Origin of the sequence: Nocardioides sp. LHD-245, assembly GCF_030929495.1 — a bacterium.
Lineage (GTDB): Bacteria > Actinomycetota > Actinomycetes > Propionibacteriales > Nocardioidaceae > Nocardioides.
In genome coordinates, this window is sequence record NZ_JAVFWN010000009.1 from 185,779 (window position 1) to 209,929 (window position 24,151).

The window sequence follows — 24,151 nt, forward strand, 5'->3', positions numbered from 1 at the left end:
GCGGGCCCCTTCACGACAAGCACCTCTGGATCTCCTCTGCGTTGAAGCGCATCATCTGGACGTAGTCGGTCACCCGGTCGTCGAAGGCATCGCCGTAGATCGAGCAGACCTCGACGCCCTCCTCCTCGGCGACCTGCGTGAGCACGGAGGACCGGGCCTGCAGGTTGGGCTCGAGGAAGACCGCCGGCACCCCGAGGGTGCGGATGGTCCCGACCAGCTTGCGCCGGTCGGCGAGCGACGGCTCGGTGGCCGGGCTGGGGGTGACGAAGCCGGCGACCTGCAGGTCGTAGGCGTGGGCGAGATAGCCGAACGCGTCGTGCGTGGTGACCAGGTAGCGGCGGCGCTCCGGCACCGCCGCGATGGTCTCCCGGACGTACGCGTCGAGCTGCTCCAGCTCCGCGAGGTAGGCATCCGCCCGCTCCCGGTAGGCCAGCGCATGCGTGGGATCGGCGTCGATCAGGGTGTCGCGGATCAGCTCGGTGTAGGCCATCACGTTGCCCACGTCCTGCCACAGGTGCGGGTCGATCTCGCCGTGCACGTGCTTGCCGAGCACGGCCTGCGGGAGCTGGTAGACCGCCGTGCCGGGCCGGCCGAGGAAGCCGAGCCGCTCGTCGCCCGGGACCTCGACCAGTGCCTTCGCGGGTACGTCGACCACGACCTCCGCCGGCTCGAGCTCCTCCTGGCTGTGCTCGCCGCCGCCCTCGGGGTCGTAGCGGAGGTCCATGTCACCGCCGTCGCCACCATCGAGGTCGACGGTCACGTCGGCATGGCCGCGGTCCAACACCCTGCCGTCCCCGGCCTCGGCGGGCGGGACGCCGACCGCGAACGTCACCGTCGTGGCCCCGATCGGCACCGGCCGCACGCCGCTGTCCACCTGCAGCCGGGCCGCGAAGTCGACCGTGTAGATCCCCGGCTCCGAGAACGACCAGGACATGTGGGTGTGCGCGTCCGCGGGCAGCACGGCGGTGTCGTCGCGGTAGCCGTCGGCGGCGTCGAAGCCGTCGCTCGAGTCGAAGTAGACCTCGGGATCGCCGAAGGAGCCCGTGATGAAGCCGACCATGCGTCCCGGACCGGTCATCCCGGTCGCCGAGAGGAGCACGTCGGAGGCCCGCGTGGCGCCGTACTGCTCACCACGACCGTGGACCCGCAGCCCCAGCCAGATCGTGTCGAGGTTGACCTTCTCGACGAGCGGGATGATCTCGGCGGCGTACTTCACCGCGTCCTCGGCGAGCGAGATGTTGACCGCCTCGTCGGGCAGGTTCGCGTCGAGCACCTTGATCACACGGTGCTCCTCCAGCAGCAGGTAGTTGCTGAAGGCGACGTCGGCGTAGACCACGTCGCGAGCGCGGCGCAGGCTCGGCTCGTAGCTGTGCGGATCGGCGCCGCCGGGCACGAGCGACACGACGTTCACGTCCGCGCCGCCGACGTTGCGGACCAGATCGGCGATCAGCCCGGTGGTGGTGACCACCTGGAGCCGGTCGTCGTTCTCCGAGAGCGTGGGCGGCGCGGCGCAGGCCGTCAGGAGGACGGCGAGCGCCGCGCCGACCGCGGTCCGTCTACGCATGGGCGAGGCGGCGGGTCGCCCGGCGGCGTACGCCGAGCACGGCCGCGCCGGTCACCACCAACGTGACGCCGAGGGGCAGCAATAGCGTGAGGCTGTCGTCGGCGCCGGTGGCGGGGATGACGCAGTCCCGCGTCGGCGCGGCGGGCAGCGCCGTCGGCAGCGTGGTCGGCAGTGTGGTCGGCAGCGCCAGGGGCACGGTCAGCCCGACGCTCCGGCCCCCGCCGCCGGCCCCGCCGCCGACCACGAAGGTGAGCGTCGCCCGGTCCGAGACCGACGTCCCGTCGCTCAGCGTCGCTGACTGGGTGATGGTGACCTGGTAGGTGCCCGCGGCGGTGAACACCCAGTTGCCGTGGGCGTGCACGTTGAGCGGCACGTCGAAGGACCGCGGGAAGCCGGCCACGCTGCCGAACACCTTCTCGCCGACCCCGCCGAAGGAGTCGGTGAGGTAGACCGCGAGCTCACCGGGGCCGCTCACGCCGTCGAGCCGGTAGCGCACGGAGCCGCGGACCTGCTGGCGCACGGTCTCGTGCTGGGTGTTCCAGCCCAGCCACGGCACACCGGAGACCTGGGTCTGCGGGATCAGCCAGATCTTCGCTCCCGCCGAACCGAGGAAGGAGTACGCCGAGCCGGCGGGCACCTCCTGCTCGGCCGCACTGCCGAGCACGAACCTCAGGCCCTCCGGCTGCACCCAGCTCGGCGGCTGGGTGCGGTCGTCCTTCACCCGCGCCTGCATCGCCGTGCCCTCGATCACCGAGCCGAAGTCGAAGTGGCCGTCGCTCACGGCGGTCTGCGCGGTCGGCGGCGTCGCCGGGTCCGACGCACCCGGCGCGCCCGATGCGCCGGACGGGCCCGCCGGGGCCGCGGCGTCCTGGTCGCGCGCGACCGGGACGCACTCCGCGGGAGTCCGCGTGGGGAGCGGAGCGGGCGCCGGCGGCGTACCGGTCTCCGGGCCGCCCTGGGCGCTCTTGCCCTTCTTGCCGTCCTTGCCCGTCTTCTCGCCGGCCTTGCCGGTGTCGGCCACCGGGCCGGGTGCCTCCTGGGCGCACGGGCCGACCCGGAAGGTCAGCGTGTCGGTGCTGGACACCTCCCCGCCGGACGTCAGCCGCGCGAGATGGGTGGTGGTGACCCGGTAGACGCCGGGCCGGGTGAACGACCAGTTGCCGTGGGCATGGACGTTGGCCGGGATGGTGGTGCTGCGCGGCCAGCCGTCCGCGGTGCTCAGCACCGGCGAGATCGACCCGAACGAGCCGGTCTGGTAGACGAACAGCTGACCGGGCCCCTCGACCGTGTCGAGCTGCCAGGTCGTGGCGCCCTGGATGTCGCCGATCGCGCTCGCGTGCTGGGTGTTCCACCCGAGCCACGGCACACCGGTCTCCTGGACCTGCCCGATCGTCCAGATGTCGCCGCCGACCGCCCCGAGGAAGGCGAGGGCGGGGTTCGCCGGCACCTGCTTGCGGGCCGGCTCGCCGACCTCGAACAGCATCGTCGCCGGCTCTCGCCAGACCGGCGGGCTGGTGCGGTCGTCCTTGACCCGCGAGTCGAGCCGGCCGCCGGCCACCTGCACGCCGTAGTCGAAGTGACCGTCGCTGACCCGGACCGCGTCGGCGGGCAGGCCGGGCGCCACGCACGCGTCCTCCTGCTTCGCCGGTGTCACCGCGGCCGCGGGCTCGGGCGGTACGACGGCGGGTGGTGGCTCGACCGGCCCCAGCTCAGCGGGCCCCGGCTCGACCGCCCCCGGCTCGACCGCCCCCGGCTCGACGGGCTCCGGCTGGCCCGGCAGGGGCTCGACGGGCTCCGCCGACGGGTCCGGTACGTCGAGCAGGTAGCGCGTCGCGACGCCGGAGAAGGTCGCTTCCACGACGTACCGTCCAGGTGCGGCGAAGGACCACAGCGGCCAGCCCTCACTGTCGGGCGGGAGCGCCACGAGGTCGGGGCGATCGTCACCGGTGTCGACGAGGGCGACCCGTGCTCCGTCGGGACCGACGTCCTGGACGAGCACCCGGCCCGGGCCGCTGACCTCCAGGTCGACGTCGAGGGTCCGCCCCGGCTCCGTGACCGGCACGCGGCGGGTGCTCCAGCCCAGCGGTGTTCCGTCGCCGAGCGCCTCGTCGCCGAGCTCGACCACGACGTCGGCGGGCCGGTGGACCTGCGCGGCCTGGGTCAGGTCGAGCACGGGCGTCCCGTCCTCCGCCCACGCCGCGTCCAGGAGGGTCACCGGACCGTCCACGGTGCGCAGCACTGTCGGGCCGGCGCCGCCGGCGGAGGGGGCGGCACGGACCGGAGCCGTCGGGAGACCGCTCATGACGAGCAGGAGCAGAGCGGCCCCGACCGCGAGCAGGGCCCGGGGACGGCGGCAGGCGAGGTGGGGGAGGTACGGGAACGGGCGCAGGGCGGGCTTCATGGTGACTTCCGAGTCGGGAGTGGAGGGCGGGACCGGCCCGGGACCGGTCCCGCCCGGAGGCGGAGAGCCGTCAGGTCGGCTGGAGTCAGCGGCGGACCTTCACGACCTGAGTCGTGCTCGACCTCTCCGTGCTGGCGTCGCCCTTGTAGACGACCTTGAGCTTGTGCTTGCCGGCCTTGAGCCGCGGCAGCTTGACCACGACCTTGCCGTTCGCCTTGACCGTGCCGGTGCCGATCCGCTTGCCGCCGTCGCGGACGACGACCTTCCCGGTGACCGCGGCACCCGGCGCCAGGGGCACCGTGACCGCGACCTTGACCTTGCCCCGCATGCCGGGCGTGAGCCGCTTCGGCTTGACCGTGACGCTGACCTGGCTGGCCGCCTTGCCCGCGGCCGGCGGGGGCGAGACCGCCTGACCGGCGCCGACGCTCAGCACGACGGGCGCCGACTCGGCGATGACCGCGTGGTCGTGGTCGAAGATCCGAGCGACGACCTCGGCGCCCTGCAGGTCCGCGGTGATGGGCAGGTCGGCGGTGGCCTGGTTCGAGTCGGGGATGTAGGTGAAGAACTCCTCGCCGGGCTTGCGGACGTACCAGTGGAAGTGGTCCTCACCCGTCGCGGGGCTCTGGGTCGAGCTGAGGTGCGCGGTGTCCCCCACGGCATACGACGCCTTGTCGGTCTGTGCCGTGAGCGTGGTGACCTGGGGCAGCTGCGAGACGTGCAGGGTCAGCGGCTCGGAGGACGCCACCACGTTGTGGGAGTGGTCATAGAGGCTGGCGTAGACCTGCGCGCCGTCCCAGACCAGTGACGTCGGCAGTTTGAGCTCGCCCGTGCTGGACCTATTGCTGATCACATAGTCCGCGCCACCCGGCGCCTTGATGAACCAGTGGTAGTGATCCAGGTCCGTCTCCGTCGTCGGGGCCGCCGTGAGCGTGATGCCCTGACCGTAGAGGTAGGTCGCGTCCGGCTTGTTGGGCGTGACCTCGACGCCGACGTCGGCGGGCGCCGGGTCGCCGACACGGATGTGGTAGCTCGCAGTCGGGCCGCTGAGGGTGCCCCCGCCGGTCGTCGTGGCCCGCGGCGTGACCTCGAAGGTGTAGTCGCCCTTCTCGGAGAACGTCCAGTTCGTGTGGACGTGAGCGCTGCGCGAGATCGGGATGACGTCCGGTCCCCCGTCGCTGCTGTCGACGTAGTGCTTCTCGACTCCGCCGAAGGAGTCGTTCATGAAGGAGTGGACCTCGCCGGGACCGTCGACCTCGACCTCGAGCTCCACGGGACTGCCTACAGCCGGCAGATCGATGCCAGCCGGCAGGGTGGACGGCAGCCGTTCGGTGCTCCAGCCCGGCCAGGGCAGGTCGTGGTTCTGGGTCTGCGGCAGCATGTAGACGGTGTCCCCAGGGGCCCCCAGGAACGCGTACCCCGCGGCAGCAGGCACCTCGAGCGCGGCGATCTGGTCGTCGACTGCGATGGTCACGTCCGCGGGGTCACGGAACGTCGCACCGGGATCGTGCAGTCCGGTGTCGTCCTTGATCTGGAGCGCCAGACCGGCGCTCGCCTGGTCGTAGGTGACCTCGAACAGGTCGATGTGACCACGGTCGAGGACCACGGGCCGGTCGGCCGCGACCGCGGGTGCGGCCAGGCCGACGGCGACCGCGCCGCTGGCGAGTGCCAGCGCAGTCAGTGAGCTGATGGTTCTCATCGGGTGTCGTCCCTCTCCACCGACGGCGGGTCCGTCGGGAGCCCGGACTCTACATGAGAACGATTATCATTTGCACTAGGGTGTCCGTACATCACCGATCGGACCCCAGGAGGACCAGATGAACCGCACCGACCTGACCGCCGTCGTCGCCGACGCGACCGGCCTCACCACCCACCAGGCAGCCGAGGCCGTCGCCGCAACGCTCGCCGGCATCGCCCGGGGCATGGCCGAGGAGGGAAGCGTGGCCCTGCCGGGGTTCGGAACCTTCGAGCGGCGCGCCCGCGCGGCGCGCACGGGTCGGAACCCGCAGACAGGCGAGCCGATCGAGATCGCAGCGAGCGTCGCGCCCGCCTTCAAGCCCGCCGCCGCCCTCCGGCGACAGGTCGCGGCCGGCCGGCCCGCGGAGAACTAGAACGCGTTATCGTTTCGCCATGAGCGGTGTGGTCGGGGCGGACGCCCTGCGGCAGGAGTACGACGTCGTGGTGGTCGGGTCGGGCGGCGGAGCCCTGACCGGGGCCGCCCTCGCCGCCGCGGCCGGGCTCAGCACCCTGGTGCTCGAGCGGACGCCGCTGGTCGGCGGGACGTCGGCGTACTCCGGCGGCGCCTGCTGGCTGCCGGGCAGCGACGTGCAGCAGCGCGCCGGCCTGCCGGACTCGACCGAGGGCGCACGGGCCTACCTCGCGGCCGTGCTCGACGAGCCCGACCCGGACCGGGTCGAGGCCCTGCTCGCCCAGGCGCCGCGGCTGGTCGCGCGGCTCGAGGCGGATCCGCTCATGGAGTTCGAATGGATCCCGTTCTCGGAGTACTACGACGCCCCTGGACGGGTTCCGATGGGCCGCTCGATCCAGCCGGTCGGCATCCGTCGCGACGAGCTCGACGCCGCGGTCACCGCGCTCGTGCGGCCGCCCGTCGAGCGCGACCGGGTCGGCCGCCCGGGCCGGTCCACCCTGTCCGGAGGCCAGGCACTCATCGCCCGCCTCGCCGCGATGACCGCCCGTGACGGCGGCACCATCGCGACCGGCCGCCAGGTCACCGGCTTCGGGAGCGACGCCGACGGCCGCGCCACCACGGTCCGCTTCGATGGGCCGGACGGCCCGGGCGAGGTCGGGGCCCGGCGCGGGATCCTCATCGCGGCGGGCGGCTTCGAGGGGAGCCCGGAGCGCCGTACCGCCCACGGGACGCCCGGCGACGCGGCGTGGACGATGGCACCGCGCGGCACCAACACCGGCGAGGTCATCGACGCGGCCACCGAGATCGGCGCGGTCACCGACTGGTCGGGCGAGGGCTGGTTCTGCCCGGGCCTGCAGCAGCCCGACGGCGGCGGCGCCTTCACGCTCGGCTTCCGGGGCGGCGTGATGGTCGACGGCTCGGCGCAGCGGTACGGCAACGAGTGCCTGCCCTACGACCGGTTCGGCCGAGTGATGGCGGCATCCGCCGACCGGACGCCGTCCTGGCTCGTCTTCGACTCCCGCGAGGAGGGCCGGCTCCCCGCGATCGCGATGCCCGAGGGCGAGCGGGCCGAGCATCTCGCCGCCGGCACCTGGGTGGAGGCGGACACGATCGAGGACCTGGCGGTGGCCGCGGGACTCGACCCGGCCGCGCTGGTCGCGACCGTCGAGCGCTACAACGCCTTCGCGGCCGCGGGCAAGGACGAGGACTTCGGCCGCGGCGAGGACGAGTACGACACCTTCTTCGCCGGGGGCGGCGGCCCGCCGGCGGTGCTGGTGCCCGTCGACCGGGCGCCGTTCACCGCCGCGCGGTTCGTACTCTCCGACCTCGGCACCAAGGGCGGCCTGGTCACCGACGCCAGCGCCCGGGTCCTCGACACCAACGGCACTCCCATCCCCGGCCTGTACGCCGCCAGCAACTCCACCGCATCAGTGTTCGGCTCGGCCTACCCGGGCCCGGGCGCGCCCCTCGGCGCGGCGATGACGTTCGCGTCGCTCGCCGTGGAGGACATGCTGGCCCGCCGCCCCTTGTAACTAAGGGTTACCGCGAGGAATTCGGCGCACGAACGCCCGGGTAGAGGTCATAGCACCCAGGTAGATGGACCCGACCAGTCGTCACCGCACGAGGCGCATGGCCTGCGGCAGCCCGGGCGCATGACCCGTGGCAACCCGGGCGTACGTCGCGACTACGTCGGTGCTGTTGCTACTACCCGGGCGTTCGTGCGCCGAATTCCTCGCGGTAACCCTTAGTTACAAGCGACGGAGGCCCCGCTGAGGGCCGATCAGTCGGCGAGGCGGTCCAGGACGGTCGTCGCGAACCGGCCCAGGCTGCGCACCTGGTCGGCACTGAGCCCGTCGAAGAACAGCTCGCGAACCAGCGCGACATGCCCGGGGGCGGCGGCGGCGATGGCGGCCTGGCCGGCCTCGGTCAGGTCCACGAACGCGCCTCGACGGTCGTCGGCGCAGTGCCGGCGCTCGACGAGGCCACGCGCCTCCATCCGGGAGACCTGCTTGGAGACCCGGCTCTTCTCCCACTGCAGCCGCTCGCCGAGCTCGAACATCCGCAGTGTGCGGTCGGGCACGTCGCCGTCGGTCAGCGCGACCAGGATCTCGTAGTCGGAGATGGAGAGGCCGCTGGCCGCCTGGAGCTCACGGTTGAGCCGCGCGGACAGCTGGGCGTTGAGGTCGATCCAGGCCCGCCAGGCCCGCTGCTCCTCGTCGTCGAGCCACCGCGTCGTCGTACTCATCAGGCACATTCTAGCCGAGAATGTTGACACATCCACGATCTCCGAGGAGAGTAGTTGACATGGCAACGATTGACCTCGACGCGATCACGAAGGACCGCGAGCGGATCAAGAAGGAGTATCTCGCCCCCGAGGGCGAGCGGCCCGAGAGCAGTGCCCGCGGCATCCATCACGCCGCGCTGCTCTCCTCGGACGTGCGGCGGACCATCGACTTCTATCAGGGTCTGCTGGAGTTCCCGCTGACGGAGATCTTCGAGAACCGCGACTACGCCGGCTCCGACCACTTCTTCTTCGACGTGGGCGCCGGCAACCTGCTTGCCTTCTTTACCCTGCCCGGCCTCGGCCTCGGGCCGTACGCCGAGGTGCTCGGTGGGCACCACCACCTCGCGATCTCCGTGACCCGCGAGAAGTGGGACTACCTGCGCGCCAAGCTCGACGACGCCGGAGTGGCGTACCACCTCGAGTCGAAGGTCTCGCTCTACTTCCCCGGGCCGGACGGCGAGCGCCTCGAGCTGCTCGCCGACCCGCTCGGCGAGATGTACGGCACCAAGGTCCTCTGACGACTACCCGGGCGTTGTGGCTACTACCCGGGTGCTGTGGCGGCCGAATTCGTGCCGCAACCCTTAGTTACAAGCGGCGCGGCGGCGACGATCCGATCCACCCGCGCCGGCGGAAGACGGCGTACAGCCCGACGCTCACCATGGCCATCAGGACCACGGCGAAGGGGTAGCCGAGCTGCCAGTGCAGCTCGGGCATCTGGTCGAAGTTCATGCCGTAGACCGTGCCGATCAGCGTCGGCGCGAACAGGATGGCGGCCCAGGCGGAGATCCGCTTGACCTCCTCGTTCTGGTCGAGGCTGGCCTCGGTCAGCGCCGTCATCTCCTCGTTCTGCTTCTGCGCGACGAGGGTGGCGTTGACGGTGAGGATGTCGCGCAGCAGCTGGCGGAAGCCGTCCACCTGCTCGATCACCTGGGTGAGGTGGTCGTCGACGTCGCGCAGGTAGCGCTGGAGCTCGTCGTCGGTGCCGTACTTCGCGAAGCCCAGCGTGAGCTGACGCAGCACGGTCGCCAGCGGACGCGTGGCGCGCTGGAACTCGATGACCTCGCGGGTCAGCTCGTAGATGCGCCGCGACACCGCCGGGTCGCCGCCGAACACCTCGGTCTCGATCTCGTCGATGTCGTTCTCCAGGCCCGCCACGACCGGCAGGTAGCCGTCGACGACCCGGTCGAGGATCGCGTAGAGGATCGCCTCGGGGCCGAGCCGGAGCAGGTCGGGGTTGCTCTCGAGACGGCGCCGGACGGCGGCGATGTCGGGCGCCTCCGCATGCCGGAGGGTGACGACGAAGTCGGGGCCGACGAAGAGGTGCACCTCGCCGAACTCGACCTCCTCGACATCGTCGAGATAGCGGGCCGCACGGAGCACGACGAACAGCGTCTCGTCGTACCGCTCCAGCTTGGGGCGCTGGTGCGCGACGATCGCGTCCTCGACGGCGAGCTCGTGCAGGTCGAACTCCTCGGCCAGGGAGGCGAGCTCGTGCTGCCCGGGCCGGTAGAGCCCGATCCAGGCGACAGCCTGGTCGTTGTCGTTGAGCGCGCGGTAGCTCTCGGCGAGCGACGTCGGCGACGCGACCCGGTCGCCGTCGACGTAGACCGCGCTGTCGACGAGGCTCGGGCCGGGGGGACCGCCGGCACCGGACGGGCCGGACGGGGCGGAGGGACCGGACCCGCCGGGCGGTACGGCGGCAGTGGCCGGCACGACCTGCTGGGGTCGCCGGACTCGATCGGTCAGGCTGCGGAGGGGCGTGCGGATGGTCCTCGCGGACCGGTTCTGGGACATGCGGGATCCTCGGGGTGGTGAGCGGGGGTGGGACTGGGAGGTTGGCCGTCCATCGCCGATCACCTCCTCGCTCCGGGAATCCACGGGTCGCCGTCCAGCATAGGGACCCGAGCCGACCCGCGCCCAACCGTCGGTCGGCCCGGGACCCGCGCACTGTGACCCAACGCACGCATCCCACCGGGCGGCCCGATGAGGGCCGCGTCAGGCCCGGGGCCTACGATCGAGCCGCTTTGTCGACTCTTGCAAGGGGAAGCGTTGAGCACCACCGAAGACAAGTTCACTCGCTGGAAGAACCACGAGGAGCTCGCCGAGGCGATGATCCCGATCGTCGGCAAGCTGCACCGCGAGAAGGACGTCACCATCCTTCTGCACAGCCGCTCGCTGGTGAACAAGTCGGTGATCGACATCCTCAAGACGCACCGCTACGCCCGCCAGATCGACGGCGTCGAGCTGTCCGTGGCGGACACCTTCCCCTTCCTCGAGGCGATCGCCGCGCTCGACCTGGGCGCCGCGAAGGTCGACCTGGCGCTACTGATCCGCGCCCACCGCGCCGCCGACGGATCGCCGTCGATCGTCGAGTTCACCGCCGCGGCACTGGCCGAGGCGACCGGCGACAACAAGAGCCCGGCCCCGTGCCCGCAGGACGTCGTCCTCTACGGCTTCGGCCGGATCGGCCGCCTGGTCGCGCGGCTCCTCGTCGAGAAGTCCGGCTCCGGCAACGGCCTGCGCCTGCGCGCCGTGGTGGTGCGCAAGGCCAAGGGCGACGACCTGAAGAAGCGCGCCTCGCTGCTGCGCCGCGACTCGATCCACGGGTCCTTCAACGGGTCGATCACGGTCGACGTGGAGAAGAACCAGATCATCGCCAACGGCAACGTGATCCAGGTGATCTACTCGAACTCCCCCGAGGAGGTCGACTACACCGAGTACGGCATCGACGACGCCATCCTGATCGACAACACCGGCATCTGGCGCGACCGCGAGGGCCTCTCGACGCACCTGCGCCCCGGCATCGCGAAGGTGCTGCTGACCGCGCCGGGGAAGGGCGACGTGCCGAACATCGTGCACGGCGTCAACCACCTCGACGTCGACCTCGACGAGAAGATCCTGTCGTGCGCGTCGTGCACGACCAACGCGATCGTCCCGCCGCTCAAGGCGATGGAGGACGAGTTCGGCATCACCCGCGGGCACGTCGAGACGGTGCACTCGTTCACCAACGACCAGAATCTGCTCGACAACTTCCACAAGGCCGACCGGCGCGGTCGATCCGCGCCGCTCAACCTGGTCATCACCGAGACCGGTGCCGCCTCCGCCGTGGCCAAGGTGCTCCCGGACCTCGACGCCAGGATCACCGGAAACTCGATCCGGGTCCCCACGCCGGACGTCTCGATCGCGATCCTGTCGCTGCAGCTCAAGCGCGAGACCACGCGCGAGGAGGTCAACGCCCACCTGCGCAAGGCGTCGCTGACCGGTCCGCTGGCCCGCAACCTCGACTACACGACCGCCTCCGACGCCGTCTCCACCGACTTCATCGGCGCCCGCGCGGCCTCGATCGTCGACGGCGGCGCCTCGATCGTCGACGGCGACTCGGCCATCCTCTACGTCTGGTACGACAACGAGTTCGGCTACTCCTGCCAGGTGCTGCGCACGGTGCAGTACATCTGCGGCGTGGAGTACACGACGCTGCCGCGCGCCTGACGGCACCCGCGCCCGTGTGCGCCGGTCCCGCCCCTTGCGAGGGGCGCGGGACCGGCGCACACTGCATTTGAGGGGGGTTCACACGGAGGTGGAACCATGAACGACAGCCCGGAAGCCGGCGTCGACATCCTCGCCGACACCATCACGCAGACCCACGCGGTGCTCCACGCTCGGATGCGCAGCGCCGAGGCGTGCCATCCGACGCGGGACCGGCCGCGCGCGGCGTACAGCGCCGCCGATCCGTTCCTGGCGAGCACCAGCCGTCATGTCGCCGCGGTCAACGCCGTCCTCGTGCCCGCCGCCCTCCGGCACCTGGGGCAGCGCCATCGACGCGCCCGCGACTTCGCCCGGCAGAGCCGGCGGCTGGAGGTCGCCCTGGTCGAGCTCAAGGCCAAGCTCTACGGCTCGACGTTCGCCGTACGACGGCCGTGGACGTCGATCTGGGAGGAGGTCGAGCGCGAGCTGGCCGGCACCCGCGACCTGGAGCTGCGGCTGGTCGACGACCTGGCCGGCGCCACCTCCACGGACGAGCGCGGCCAGCTCGCGCAGCGCCTCTTCCGTGCCGAGCGGCGGGTGCCGACCCGGCCCCACCCCTACCTCCCCCACCGCGGCGTCCCCGGGCGGCTGGCCCGTCGCGTCGCGCTGCGGGTGGACCGGTTCTGGGACACCGCCGAGGGCCGGATGATCCCCGAGCCGGTGCGGCCGCACCGTTCGCGCGACGGCCGCGTGACCCAGTACCTGCTGGCGGACCCGCACCTTCCGGGGTGAGCGAGGTCCCGAAGGGGGCCGTTACATCGGATCGGGTGAGGATCGCCACCCCCGAAACGTGATCTCGGCCACTGCGCCGGCCACGGCCCCCGGGTCGAATGGTCGGTCGAGACCTCCCCGACCCGGGGAGGCCGCCCGCGTCGCGCCGAGGCCCGCGCTCGACGGTGGGGAGACATCGACCACGATGAGGTAAGCGCGGGCACGGGGGACCCAGGCAGTACGCCGGACAGCGATCCGGCTCGGGGCGAAGGGACGAGACCGTCCCTGGGCACCAGCAGCCCAAGCCCGACAGGTCATCTCTCGCAGGCGCCGCTGACGGAGTTCCCTTCTGATGTCCACCATCGCGTCGCGCGCTGCCGCGCGCCTGCTCGTCGTCCCGCTCCTCGCCGCCGCGTGCCTGTTCACGTCGGCCCCGCAGGCCCACGCCGACGACGTCGTCTCCACCCTCACCCCCGCCGAGCAGAACAAGGATCACGCCGCCGACGACCCCGCGGACGGCGGCAAGTCCAAGAAGGAGAAGGCCGAGGAGCGCGCCGAGAAGCGCATCGACAAGGTCATGGCCACGGTCCGTTCGCGGGCCGGGAAGCCCTATGCGTACGGCGCGGCCGGGCCGAACGCCTTCGACTGCTCCGGTCTCGTGCAGTGGGTCTACCGCCACGTCGGCGAGAACCTGCCCCGCACCTCCTCCGCCCAGGCCGGCGCCACCCAGCGGGTCCGCAGCCCGCAGGTCGGCGACCTGGTGTTCTTCACCAGCGGCGGCCGGGTCTACCACGTCGGCATCTACGCCGGCGCGCGCATGATCTGGCACGCCTCGCGGCCCGGCGTACCGGTGCGCAAGGACCGGATCTGGACCGGCTCGGTCTTCTACGGCCGGGTCCGCTGAGCCGACCGACCCCGGACGCCGGCACTCCGGATGAGGGAGTGCCGGCGTCCGCATGCCCGGCCCCGTGCGCCCGGGGGTGCGCCACCAGGTCCACTAGGTTCTCCCCATGACCGTGTACGTCGACGACATGCAACGGCCCGCGATCGTGGGACCGGTCGACGGCGTCTGGTCGCACCTGCTCTCCGATCTCCCCGGCGAGGCCGGGCGCCGCGAGCTGCTGGCGTTCGCCGAACGGCTCGGCATCGAGGCGCGCTGGATCCAGAACCCAGGCACGGCCACCGAGCACTTCGACGTCACCGAGCCGACCCGGCAGCGGGCGCTGGCGCTCGGCGCGACACCGATCACCTACGGTCGCGCGGTCGCCGCGATCACCCGGGCGAAGCGGGACGCGCCGACCCGGCGCGTTTGAACGCGCCGGGTCGGCGCCTCTTTCGCGTTCAGATGCGCCGGGTCGGTGTCAGCGGCCGGTGAACCCGGGCGGCCTCCGCTCGAGGAACGCCAGCATCGCCTCGTCGAGGTCGTCGCTCAGAAGGAAGGCCGCGTTCCACACGGCGGTGTAGCGCAGCCCCGCCTCGACCCGCGGAGCCCGCTCGGCGTCGAGGACGTCCTTGACGCCGCGCAGCACCAGGGGTGAGTTCGCCGCCATCCGCGCGGCGAGTCCGGCGGCCGCCGTACGGGCCTCGTCGGCGGAGGCGTGGACATGGTTGACCAGGCCGATCCGCGCGGCGCGGTCGGCATCGATGTCGTCGCCGGTGAGGGCGAGCTCGCGGAGGTGGCCGTCGCCGATCACGCCGACGAGGCGCTGGAGGCTGCCGAGGTCGGCGACGATGCCGACCTTGGCCTCACGCACGCTGAAGACCGCGTCGGCCGAGGCGACCCGCACGTCGCACGCGACCGCGAGGTCGACGCCACCGCCGATGCACCAGCCGGTGACGGCGGCGACCGTGGGCTTGCGGAGGCTCGCGACGACGTCGAGCGCCGACTGCCAGCGGCGGATCAGCGCCATCAGCTCCTGACGGGCGCCGGCGTGGGTGGCCGCCCGCAGTGGGGCGAAGGTCTGTGCGGCGGCGGCCAGGTCGAGGCCGTACGAGAAGTGCTTCCCTGCCCCGGTCAGCACGACCGCCCGGACGGCGTCGTCGGCGTCGAGCTCGGCGAAGGTGGCGGCCAGCTCGCCGAAGAACGCGTCATCCATGACGGCCTTGCCGTCCGGCCCCGCCAGACCGACGGTGGCGACCGCCGCGTCGTGGCTGACGGTGAACCTGCGCTCGGTCACGGAGCGACCTCCTCGACGATCTCGGAGAGCCGGCTCACCTGCGCGACCTTCTCCTCGTCGGCCGCGGCGAGCGGATTGAGCAGGAAGGTGCGCACGCCGGCCGCGTGGAACTCGGCCACCTGGCGACGGATCGCGTCCTCGTCGCCGAGCAGGGTCACGGCGTCCACCAGCTCCTGGGGTACGGCGGCGGCGGCCTCCGCCTTCTGGCCGGACAGGTAGCGGTCCTGGATCTCCTTCGCCTCGGCCTCGTAGCCGTAGCGGCAGGCCAGCTGGTTGTAGAAGTTCTTGTCGCGCGCGCCCATCCCGCCGATGTAGAGCGCGAGCTGGTTGCGGATCGCCTGCACGGCCTCGGGCGAGGGCTCGCCGAGGTGGAAGGCGATCTGGAGCTGGATGTCGAGCTCGCCGAGCGCGGCGTCGCGCTTCGCGAACCCCTCCGCGAGTGACGGTCCCCAGGCGAGGTCGACCTTGCCGGGGTGGAAGAACAGCGGCTGCCAGCCGTTGGCCAGCTCGGCGACGAGCGCGACGTTCTTGGGGCCGAGCGCGGCGACCGAGATCGGGATCTCGCTGCGGACCGGGTGGTTGATGAGCTTGAGCGGCTTGCCGAGGCCCGAGCCGCCCTTGTCCTTGGTGAGCGGGACGTCGTAGAACCTGCCCTCGAACTCCACCGGCTGCCGCTGCCACACCTGCCGGCAGATCTCGATCACCTCGCGGGTGCGACCCAGCGGGGCGTCGTACTTGACGCCGTGGAAGCCCTCGATCACCTGCGGCCCGCTCGCGCCCAGGCCGAGCGTGAACCGGCCGTCGGAGACGAAGTCCAGGCCCGCCGCGGTCATCGCGGTGAGCGAGGGGGTGCGGGTGTAGATCTGGAAGATCGCCGACATCAGCTCGAGCCGCTCGGTCTTGGCGGCGATGTAGCCGAGCTGGCTGACCGCGTCGAAGGAGTACGCCTCCGGCATCGCGACCAGGTCGAGTCCGTTGCGCTCGTACTCCTGGAGCAGCTCCACGGTCTCGGCGAATCCGCCGGAGTAGTCGATGATCATGCCGAGTCGCATGGGTCTCCTCAGTGCTTCGGATCTGGATTCCAACGGGTGCTGAGGTCGATCATCGTCCACCGGCCCAGCGCGCCGCGACCGGACCTCCTCGGCGCGAGGCTCACGCCGCCTCGGGGTCGACCACGAGCACGATCTTCATCGCCTCGTCGGACGACATGAGGCGGAACGCCCGGTCGTAGTCGTGGAGCGGGATCCGGTGGCTGATGACGGGGTCGAGGCGCAACCGGCCGCCCAGCAGGAAGTTCTCGACCTGGTACCAGGTCTCGAACATGCGACGCCCGAACACGCCGTGGATGGTGAGGCCCTTGAAGACCACGTCGTTGAGCAGGTCGATCTCGACCGGCTGGGTGGGTACGCCGAGGAGGGCCGCGGTTCCCCCGCACCGAAGGGACGCCAGTCCCTGGCCGATCGCCGCGGGACTGCCACTCATCTCCAACAGCACGTCGGGACCGCCGTCGACCAGGCGGCGTGCCTGCTCGGGCCACTCCGGATCCGCAGCCGGCAGGACGTGGTCGGCGCCCATCTCGAGCGCGAGGTCGAGTCGCCGCGGACTGATGTCGGTGGCGATGATGGTCCCCGCGCCCGCGGCGCGGGCGATGGCGATGGAGATCGCGCCGATCACGCCGGCCCCGGTCACCACGACGCTGCGGCCGGCGACGCCCGCGGTCATGACCGTGTGCATCGCGTTGCCGATCGGGTCGAGGATCGCCGCGATGTCGTCGGGGATGGACTCGTGGACCGGCCACACGTTCGCCTCCGGCAGGACGACGTAGTCCGCGAAGCAGCCGTCGACGCCGGCGCCGAGGATGCGCACCTCCTGGCACACGTGGCTGTAGCCGGTGCGACAGGCCTGGCACGACCCGCAGGCGAAGTGTCCCTCCCCGCTGACCCGCTGTCCCACGCGCACCCGGGCGACCGCGTCCCCGACGGCGGCGACCCGGCCGACGAACTCGTGACCGACCGTCGTCCCCAGCGTGACGTGGCCGGCGGTCCACGGCGCCCACTCGTAGATCCCCTTGTCGGTGCCGCAGACGCCGGCGTGCGTGACCGCGACCAGCACCTCGCCGGCACCGGGCTCGGGGACGGGGGCGTCGTACGTCGGGGTGAATCCTGCTGTCGGTTCTGTCTTTCGCAAGGCGAACATCGGTCGTATCAGCTCCTGTGGTCGGGTTCGAGTCGGGCAGCCTCGGCGAAGGCGTCGATCGCTGCGTCGAGGTGGTGGTCGGTGTGCGCCGCCGAGATCTGGACCCGGATCCGAGCCATCCCGCGCGGGACGACCGGGTAGCTGAACGCGGCGGTGAAGATCCCGCGGTCACGCAGGACGGCGGCGACGCGGCGGGCTCGCTCGTCGTCACGGATCATGACGGGCACGATGGGACCGGGGCTGTCGAGGAGCTCCCAGCCGGTCTCCTCCATGCCGCGGCGGAACCGCGCGACGTTGGCGCGGAGGAGCTCCAGGCGGCTCAGGTCGTCGCGGATCGACCTGATCGCGGCGACCGCGGCGCCGGCCGAGGCGGCCGGCATCGGACTGGTGAAGATGAAGAACCGGCCGCGGCTCCGCACCTCGTCCACGATCGCGGCGGGCCCCGCGAGGAAGCCGCCCAGCCCGGCACCGAGCGCCTTGGCGAACGTGCCGGTGCGCAGGGTCGAGACGGCCGACCCGTGGTGCTCGACCGAGCCGCGTCCGGTGCGGCCGATGACGCCGATGCCGTGGGAGTCGTCCACGACGAGCTCGGCGCCGAGACGACCGGCGAGAGGCTCCAGCTGGTCGAGGCGCGCAATCGAGCCCTCCATGCTGAAGACCCCGTCGGTGACGACGAGCGTGCGGTCGGCGCCCGTCAGGTCCGCACCGACCTGCTCGAGGGAGCCGAGGTCGTCGTGCCGGTACACCCGCGTCCGGCCCCGGGCCAGGCGGCAGCCGTCGACGATGCTCGCGTGGTTGTACTCGTCGCTGACGATCGTCGACCCCGGCGTGTCCGCGAGGGTCTGGAGGGTGGCGCAGTTCGCGGCGGCGCACGAGTTGAACAGCAGCACCGACTCGCACCCGAGAAAGGCGGTCAGCTCGTCCGCGAGCTCGCGATGGACCCGGGTGAGCGCGATGCTGGGGTTCAGCCCGAGGCCGCTGCCGTAGGCGTCCAGGGCCCGGTGCGCGCCGGCGAGCACCCGTTCGTCGCCGGCCAGCCCGAGGTAGTCGTTGGACGAGAGCATGATCATCTCGCGACCGTCCAGATCGACCCGCCCGGAGAGGCGACCCTCGGCGGTCGGCCAGTACTGGTCCGTCATTCCTGCTCCTCTGGTGTCCCCGGAGACCGGCGCGCTCGGGCGACCGGCACGTCGCCGCGTGCGGCGTGACGTCCGGGTGGGTGGGATGGTGCGCAACGTCGCCTCCGGGGTTCGGCCCCCGGGGCGTGGGTACGACGGCCGGTTCGGGCCCGCCGGTCACCCCATGACGCTGAAGGTGCTGTCCCGGTTCACTGGTCGCTTCCTGCTGTAGTGGGACAGGTCGACGGTGTGACCGGTGTTCGGCAGCGTCATCTGCACCGGGTGCGTGTCGTGGTCGCGCCCCGCCTCGCACGACGCGACGATCGCCGCCAGCACGTCGCCGATGACCGGGGCGTTCTTGAACTGGTTGCCGCTCGTGCCGATCGCGACGTAGTAGCCGCGGAGGGCCGTCTTGTCGTAGATCGGGATCCAGTCGTCGGCGACGTCGTAGACGCCGGCGATGCCGCGGGGCACGTTCGGCACCGCGAGCGACGGCACCCGCCGGGCGGCGCGGAACACCTGGGCGTCGAAGACCGACTTGGTCGGACCGTGGTTGTAGTCGTCCGGATCGTCGAGCCACTCCATCGGGTCGCAGGCGGGCTCCGTGCCACCGATGAGGAGGTCGCCGTTCGGCGTGCCGCGGAAGTAGGTGCCCAGGTCGAGGTCGCCGACGAGGGGGACCAGCCGGTCCGCCCCGGAGCCCGCGGGCGCGGCGACCTGGTGGACCTCCTGGCGCATCGGCCGTGTGCCGACGTTGAAGTCGTCGGCCACGCCGGCGAGCGCGTTGACGACCGCCGAGTGCGGGCCGGCGGCGTTGACGACGATCCGGGCCGGCACCGTCACGCCGCCCTCGACCTCCACGCCGGTGACGACTCCGTCGACCCGCCGGATGCCGGTCACGGTCGTCCGGAGCCGGAGCTCTGCCCCGTGCCGGCGCGCGGCGCTCATCAGGTTGTGGGCGGCGAGGGCCGGGTCGTCGACGAAGCCGTTGTCGGGCATCCAGTATCCCCCGACCTCACCGTCGGGGTCCGCCCAGAAGGCCGGGTCCTCGACCCGCTTGGGCGGGTAGTGGTGCGCCGGGTCGAGCATCGGCAGCCGCGACCGTAGCGTGGCCGCGTCCCACCGCTCGTAGGGGATCCCCGCCCGATCGAACAGGGCGAGCACGCGCCGGGCGTCCTGGTCCGGCGAGTCCAGGACCACCCCGCCCGTCTTGACGAACCGGGCCATCCCCGCCTCGTCGACCGCACCGAGATGGTCCGCCCAGGCCTCCCACCTCGTGTACGCCTCCCAGGCGAGGGCGACGCCCTCCCAGGTGGAGTAGTTGAACCGGATGTTGGCCGAGGAGGCACTGGTGGAGCCGCTGCCCACCGCGCCCGAGCGGTCGAGGACGCAGACCCGATAGCCGTCGCGGGCGAGGGCGTGGGCGATCGAGCAGCCGACGACTCCGGCCCCGATGATGGCAGCGTCGTACGCAGTGTGTTCCATGGAAGATTCCTCGATGGTTCGAGTGGGATCGGCCCGAGAGAGGCCGAGACGTCGGGAGGTCGCGCCGGGCGCGACGTGGCGATCGGCTAGGAGCCGGGACCGGCCAGGGCGGGGTCCATGCCGTTGTCCTCCAGCGCGGCCGCGACGGTGCCGTCGGCGATCAGCGTCTTGATGTCGTCGTCGATCGCCGCGATCAGGTCGGTCTCGTCCTTGGGCAGGGCGATGACCACGTGGTTCTGCGTCGCCGAGGCGGCGATCTCCGGCGTCGCCTGGAAGGCCGTCGTCTTGAGACCGGAGTCCTGCGCGGCCCGGTAGCCGGCCTCGGCACTGGTGAGGACCGCCGCGTCGACGCGACCGTTCTTCACGTCCGTGAGGAGGCTCGCGGAGTCCTGGTAGAGCTTGACGTTGTCGGCTCCGAGCTCCTTCTGGAAGTCCTCGTTCCACAGGTAGCCCTGGATCACTCCCACGGTCTTGCCCTGCAGGTCGTCGAGAGTCCCGCTGAGACCGTCCTTCGACAGCAACGCCATGCCGTCGCGGTACATCGGCGCGCTCAGGCCCAGCGTCTGGGCTCGTTCCTCGGTGTAGTAGATCCCACCGACGACGAGGTCGGCCCGGCCGGCCTCGATGCTGGCGAGGCCCGCCGCGGCCGAGACGGACTGCTCCTTCAGCTCGAGGCACTCCAGCTTGGCGATCTCTTTCACGATCGCGCCCTCGACGCCTCCGTAGGTGGCGCCTTCCTTGGTCGTGTAGGGCGGCGTGACGTAGACGAGGACGTTGAGCTGGCCCTGGGAGAGGGTCGGCACGTCCGGGTGGGCGGGCTTGCACCCCGCGGGCGGGGACGACGTCCCCGGCTCGTCGGAGGTGCCGCAGCCGCCGGCCACGGCGACCAGCAGGCCGCAGGCGAGGACAGCAAGGGGGCGACGCATCTTCATCGTTCTCTCCGTTCAGAGGTGGTTTCCCACGAGGGGTTGGTCCGGTCCGGCCGCTCCGGTGGGAGCGCGGCTCCGGCGACGGTCGGGGCGCGCCGCGGCCAGCGAGCACGCATCAACGCGACGGCGGCGAGCGAGATGGCGCCGTACACGAGCCCGGCCAGGGTCAGCGTCGCGGTGAACTGGTAGGTGATCGACGCCTGGCTGTAGGCGCGACTGAGCAGCTCGGGCACCGACACCGCGAAGGCGAGCGAGGTCCCCTGGTAGAGCAGGATGCAGAAGCCGACCAGAGGCGGGACCACGACGCGGATCGCCTGGGGCAGCACCACCAGCCGCAGCTCCTTGCCGTGGCTGAGGCCCAGGGCCTGACAGGCTTCGCGGTGTCCGACGGGAATCGAGTTGATCCCCGCGCGGAAGATGTCCGCCGTGTAGGCCGATGTCGTGAACGCGAGAGCGATCGCCGCGCACGCGAAGCTGCTCCAGGTGAGGCTGAGCTGCGGGAGCCCGTAGTAGACGAAGTACAGCACGACGAGCGCCGGCGCGCCGCGCCCGACCTCCACCAGCAGGATCGCCGGCCAGCGGACCGCCCGCCGTCGCGCGGTCATCGCCAAGGCCAGGGCCAACCCGAGGGGCAGGCCCAGGAGGAGACTCACCCCGGTCAGCTGCAGGGTGACGACCAATCCGTCGAGGAAGTCCGGCAGGTAGTCCTGCCACTCGTTCAGCATCGACATGGTCAGACCCCCACCAGTCGTCGCGACAGCACCCGGTCGGCGGCCCGTGCCACCAGGGCGAAGGGGACGCCGAGGGCGATGTAGAGCAGTCCCGCGACGGTGAAGTTCCCGAGTCCGTTGAGGTCCTGCTGGGTGAGCTGCACGGCGTGGAAGGTGATGTCGGTGGCACCGATCACGGAGGCGATGGCGCTGTCCTTGAGCAGCGCGATCGCGAAGGTCGCCATCGGCGGCACGACCACGACCAGGGCCTGCGGGAGGATCACGCGCGCATAGGTCTGGGCACGCGGCAGGGCCAGGGCCCGGGTCGCCTCCCACTGGCCGACGGGGACCGCGTCAAGCCCGGCCCGGTAGGCCTCCGACAGGTGCGCGGCGTAGATGAGTCCCAAGCCGATCACCGCCGCCTGGAGGGTGGTCAGCCGGACCTGGTCGGTGCTGCCCAGGGAGTAGTAGATGAGGAACAGCCAGACGATCGGCGGGACCGCACGGAGGACCTCGACGACGACCACGGCGGGCAGCCGCACCAGCCAGAGCTCGGAGCGGCGCAGGACGGCCAGGGGAAGACCGAGGACGGCGGCCACGACGAACGACGCGAGCGTGATCCCGATCGTCTGGGGGATGCCGGCGGCGAGCTCGCTGAGGATCGTGCTCACGGCTACCGGTTCCGGACCGCGTTGAGGAAGCGCTGGGTGCGCGGGTGCTGGGGATCGCGCATCAGCTTGCCGGCGGCGTTCTGCTCGACGATGCGGCCGTCCGCCATGAAGACCACGCGATCGGCGACGTCCTCCGCGAAGTGCATCTCGTGCGTGACGACGACCATCGTCATCCCCTCCGCGGCGAGGGATCGCATGGTGGCCAGGACCTCGGCGCCGAGCTCCGGATCGAGCGCCGACGTCGGCTCGTCGAAGAGCATCACCTTCGGCTCCATCGCCAGCGCACGGGCGATCGCGATCCGTTGCTGCTGTCCGCCCGAGCACTTCCCGGGCTTCACGTGGGCGTGGTCGGCGAGACCGACATGCGTCAGCTGCTGCATCGCCCGCTCCCGCGCCTGCGCCGGCGGCACGCCGAGGGTGTGGACCGGCGCGAGCATGACGTTCTGCAGCGCGGTGAGGTGCGGGAACAGGTTGAACGACTGGAAGACCATCCCGACGTCGCGGCGCAGCGCGTCCAGGCTGCGGCGCGAGCCGCCGACCTCGGCGCCCTCGAGCAGGACCCGCCCCTTGCTGGGCGGCTCCAGGAAGTTGATCGCGCGCAGCAGGCTGCTCTTGCCGGCCCCACTCGGACCGATCAGGGCGACCACCTCGCCGCTCGCCACCTCCAGCGAGACGTCGTGGACGACCTCGTGGTGCCGGTAGGCGACGCAGACGCCGTCGAGGGCGAGCAGCGGTCGCGACTCCGCGGTCATGACGTGACCACGCGCGGGCTCGGGGCACCGACCGACACCGGACCACGGGGGTGGTCGTCGTACCAACGCTTCATCGATTCCTACCTCCGCCGCCTGATCGGTGACTCAGTATGGAGAGGACGTCGCGCGCGTTGCTATGCACAAATGCCAACTGCTCGGGCTCTGCCTGTCGGCAGATGAAGACTGGTCCGGCGCCGCGCCTAGGCAGTGCTCTCCGCGAGTCGCATCAGCTTCAGGCCCAGGTGGAGGGTGAGGCGGTCGCGGCCGTCATCGAAGTCGAGTCCGGTCAGCTCCTCGATCCGGGCGAGTCGCTGGTACAGCGTGGCTCGGTGGATGTGCAGTGCCTGCGCCGCGCGCTGGACGTTGCCGGCGAGGTCCAGGAAGGTCTCGGCCGTGGACAGCAGGACCTCGCCGTGCTTGGTGGAGGCCATGCCCGCCAGCGGAGCGAGGTGCGGTCCCAGCGCCGGGTCCTGGGGATCGAGCTTCGCCAGGAGCCCGTACACGCCCAGCGAGTCCCAGGTCACCACCTCGCCCAGACCGGGCAGGAACCGCGCGGCTCGAACCGCGATCAGCGCCTGCTGGTAGGAGCGGTGCGCACCGACGACGTCGGCCTGCCGGGCGCCGACGCCCACGAGCAGCCCCACGCCCAGCCGCTCGGCGATGCTGCCGACGAGGGGGCGCACCACGGACAGCGCCGCATCGGCCGCGTCGTCGCGGGTGTGGGCGACGAGGACGACGAGGTCGTGGGTCCTCGGCAGGCACAGGATCGCGGGGTCGGTGCCCATGCTCGTGGCGTGCTGGGCCGCCTGCGCCAGACCGGAGGCGGACCCGCCGTGCTCCTCCGGCAGGTCCGCGGGACGGACGACGTTCACGCTCACCGCCGCGGTCGGCGTCAGCAGCTCCTCGTCGATGGCCTCCAGCCGGGCCGCGACCCGCGTCGGCTCGTCCGCCGAGATCAGGTCGCGCACGAGCGCATTGCAGCGCGCCTGCCGCCGCTGCATGAACAGGTCGCGTCGGTACAGGATCATGCCGGCCTGGTCGGCGACGAGCGCGGTCTCCCGAAGGTCGTCGTCCGTGACGCGCCCGTCGTCGATGAGCCACAGATACCCGAGGAGCAACCCGGCACAGCGCACCGGCGCACAGACCCGGTCCTTCGCGCCGATCTCGGCGGGCGTCGCGATGCGGCGCGGCCCCTCGTACTCCGCGATGCCCAGGGAGAGCACCCATGCCCGCAGCTCGGGATCGACACCCCGTCCGAGCACCGACTGCACCCGCACCGGATCCTCGTCACCGAAGTGACGGCTCGCGACGATCAGGCTCAGGGCGGGGTCGTCGAGAGCGACCGATCGCTGCAGGCGCTCCGCCAGCACGTCGACGAGCTCCTGCAGCTCCTCGGACCTCAGGAGGGACCCGGCACCGGTCGACACCGGGCAACCCTAGATGATTGATTCCAAGGTCTCGCACGCTCCGCGACGCTCACCA

Annotated in this window: 22 protein-coding genes; 7 read left to right on the plus strand and 15 right to left on the minus strand. The window is 71.7% G+C overall.

From position 1 onward, the window contains the following. Positions 1-10 precede the first annotated feature (10 nt). The 3 genes from RB608_RS14495 to RB608_RS14505 all read right to left on the minus strand — a co-directional run bounded on the left by RB608_RS14495 (position 11) and on the right by RB608_RS14505 (position 5,661). Entirely contained in the window at positions 11-1,564 is a 1,554-nt protein-coding gene (locus RB608_RS14495) for an anchored repeat ABC transporter, substrate-binding protein (RefSeq protein WP_308088686.1), read from the minus strand. Beyond that, positions 1,557-3,965 (minus strand): TIGR03773 family transporter-associated surface protein, encoded by a 2,409-nt coding sequence (locus tag RB608_RS14500; protein ID WP_308088687.1) that lies wholly within the window; start codon positions 3,963-3,965, stop codon positions 1,557-1,559. Before RB608_RS14500 ends, RB608_RS14495 begins: the two co-directional genes overlap by 8 nt. 85 nt (positions 3,966-4,050) lie before the next feature. Further along, on the minus strand, positions 4,051-5,661 hold the full coding sequence (locus RB608_RS14505) for a choice-of-anchor M domain-containing protein (RefSeq protein ID WP_308088688.1): 1,611 nt from the start codon (positions 5,659-5,661) through the stop codon (positions 4,051-4,053). Between the two features lie 118 nt (positions 5,662-5,779). Between RB608_RS14505 and RB608_RS14510 the strand changes: the two genes are divergently transcribed. Next, positions 5,780-6,073 (plus strand): HU family DNA-binding protein, encoded by a 294-nt coding sequence (locus RB608_RS14510; RefSeq protein ID WP_308088690.1) that lies wholly within the window; start codon positions 5,780-5,782, stop codon positions 6,071-6,073. Positions 6,074-6,092: 19 nt separating this feature from the next. Continuing rightward, the gene (locus RB608_RS14515; protein ID WP_308088691.1) at positions 6,093-7,643 is read left to right on the plus strand and encodes an FAD-dependent oxidoreductase; all 1,551 of its coding nucleotides are present in this window, start codon (positions 6,093-6,095) and stop codon (positions 7,641-7,643) included. A 248-nt stretch (positions 7,644-7,891) separates the two neighbouring features. Here RB608_RS14515 and RB608_RS14520 read toward each other — a convergent pair whose 3' ends face one another. Next, positions 7,892-8,356, minus strand: coding sequence for a MarR family winged helix-turn-helix transcriptional regulator (locus RB608_RS14520; protein ID WP_308088692.1), 465 nt, complete (start codon positions 8,354-8,356; stop codon positions 7,892-7,894). A gap of 59 nt (positions 8,357-8,415) precedes the next feature. Here RB608_RS14520 and RB608_RS14525 point away from each other — a divergent pair, with 59 nt between their 5' ends. Continuing rightward, a complete protein-coding gene (locus tag RB608_RS14525; RefSeq protein ID WP_308088693.1) occupies positions 8,416-8,913 on the plus strand; it encodes a VOC family protein in 498 nt (165 codons plus the stop codon). Between the two features lie 67 nt (positions 8,914-8,980). Here RB608_RS14525 and corA read toward each other — a convergent pair whose 3' ends face one another. Next, on the minus strand, positions 8,981-10,189 hold the full coding sequence (corA, locus tag RB608_RS14530; RefSeq protein WP_308088694.1) for a magnesium/cobalt transporter CorA: 1,209 nt from the start codon (positions 10,187-10,189) through the stop codon (positions 8,981-8,983). Positions 10,190-10,444: 255 nt separating this feature from the next. Here corA and RB608_RS14535 point away from each other — a divergent pair, with 255 nt between their 5' ends. The 4 genes from RB608_RS14535 (at position 10,445) to RB608_RS14550 (ending at position 13,944) form a co-directional block, all read left to right on the plus strand. After that, the gene (locus tag RB608_RS14535; RefSeq protein ID WP_308088695.1) at positions 10,445-11,884 is read left to right on the plus strand and encodes a glyceraldehyde-3-phosphate dehydrogenase; all 1,440 of its coding nucleotides are present in this window, start codon (positions 10,445-10,447) and stop codon (positions 11,882-11,884) included. A 96-nt stretch (positions 11,885-11,980) separates the two neighbouring features. Then, positions 11,981-12,652, plus strand: coding sequence for a hypothetical protein (locus RB608_RS14540; RefSeq protein ID WP_308088696.1), 672 nt, complete (start codon positions 11,981-11,983; stop codon positions 12,650-12,652). 331 nt (positions 12,653-12,983) lie between these two features. Continuing rightward, complete coding sequence (locus RB608_RS14545) at positions 12,984-13,535, plus strand: NlpC/P60 family protein (protein WP_308088697.1); 552 nt, start codon at positions 12,984-12,986, stop codon at positions 13,533-13,535. Positions 13,536-13,641: 106 nt separating this feature from the next. Beyond that, a complete protein-coding gene (locus tag RB608_RS14550) occupies positions 13,642-13,944 on the plus strand; it encodes a DUF4031 domain-containing protein (protein ID WP_308088698.1) in 303 nt (100 codons plus the stop codon). Between the two features lie 48 nt (positions 13,945-13,992). Here the strand turns inward: RB608_RS14550 and RB608_RS14555 are convergent, their stop codons facing one another. The 10 genes from RB608_RS14555 to RB608_RS14600 form a co-directional block, all read right to left on the minus strand. Then, positions 13,993-14,808 carry a crotonase/enoyl-CoA hydratase family protein gene (locus RB608_RS14555; protein WP_308088699.1) on the minus strand — a complete coding sequence of 272 codons (816 nt, stop codon included), beginning with the start codon at positions 14,806-14,808 and terminating at the stop codon, positions 13,993-13,995. Continuing rightward, a complete protein-coding gene (locus RB608_RS14560) occupies positions 14,805-15,860 on the minus strand; it encodes an LLM class F420-dependent oxidoreductase (RefSeq protein ID WP_308088700.1) in 1,056 nt (351 codons plus the stop codon). The genes RB608_RS14555 and RB608_RS14560 overlap by 4 nt, the downstream gene beginning before the upstream one ends. A gap of 100 nt (positions 15,861-15,960) precedes the next feature. After that, on the minus strand, positions 15,961-17,004 hold the full coding sequence (gene tdh / locus RB608_RS14565; RefSeq protein ID WP_308088701.1) for an L-threonine 3-dehydrogenase: 1,044 nt from the start codon (positions 17,002-17,004) through the stop codon (positions 15,961-15,963). A gap of 8 nt (positions 17,005-17,012) precedes the next feature. Next, complete coding sequence (locus RB608_RS14570; protein ID WP_308088702.1) at positions 17,013-18,143, minus strand: aminotransferase class I/II-fold pyridoxal phosphate-dependent enzyme; 1,131 nt, start codon at positions 18,141-18,143, stop codon at positions 17,013-17,015. Between the two features lie 156 nt (positions 18,144-18,299). After that, complete coding sequence (locus tag RB608_RS14575) at positions 18,300-19,607, minus strand: FAD-dependent oxidoreductase (protein ID WP_308088703.1); 1,308 nt, start codon at positions 19,605-19,607, stop codon at positions 18,300-18,302. Positions 19,608-19,693: 86 nt separating this feature from the next. Further along, positions 19,694-20,539, minus strand: a complete 846-nt coding sequence (locus RB608_RS14580; protein WP_308088704.1) for a transporter substrate-binding domain-containing protein — start codon at positions 20,537-20,539, stop codon at positions 19,694-19,696. Further along, on the minus strand, positions 20,536-21,267 hold the full coding sequence (locus tag RB608_RS14585; RefSeq protein WP_308088705.1) for an amino acid ABC transporter permease: 732 nt from the start codon (positions 21,265-21,267) through the stop codon (positions 20,536-20,538). The genes RB608_RS14580 and RB608_RS14585 overlap by 4 nt, the downstream gene beginning before the upstream one ends. 2 nt (positions 21,268-21,269) lie before the next feature. After that, positions 21,270-21,917 (minus strand): amino acid ABC transporter permease, encoded by a 648-nt coding sequence (locus RB608_RS14590; RefSeq protein WP_308088706.1) that lies wholly within the window; start codon positions 21,915-21,917, stop codon positions 21,270-21,272. A gap of 2 nt (positions 21,918-21,919) precedes the next feature. Then, positions 21,920-22,669 carry an amino acid ABC transporter ATP-binding protein gene (locus RB608_RS14595; RefSeq protein ID WP_308088707.1) on the minus strand — a complete coding sequence of 250 codons (750 nt, stop codon included), beginning with the start codon at positions 22,667-22,669 and terminating at the stop codon, positions 21,920-21,922. Positions 22,670-22,869: 200 nt separating this feature from the next. Continuing rightward, complete coding sequence (locus tag RB608_RS14600; RefSeq protein ID WP_308088708.1) at positions 22,870-24,096, minus strand: helix-turn-helix domain-containing protein; 1,227 nt, start codon at positions 24,094-24,096, stop codon at positions 22,870-22,872. Positions 24,097-24,151: the final 55 nt, after the last annotated feature.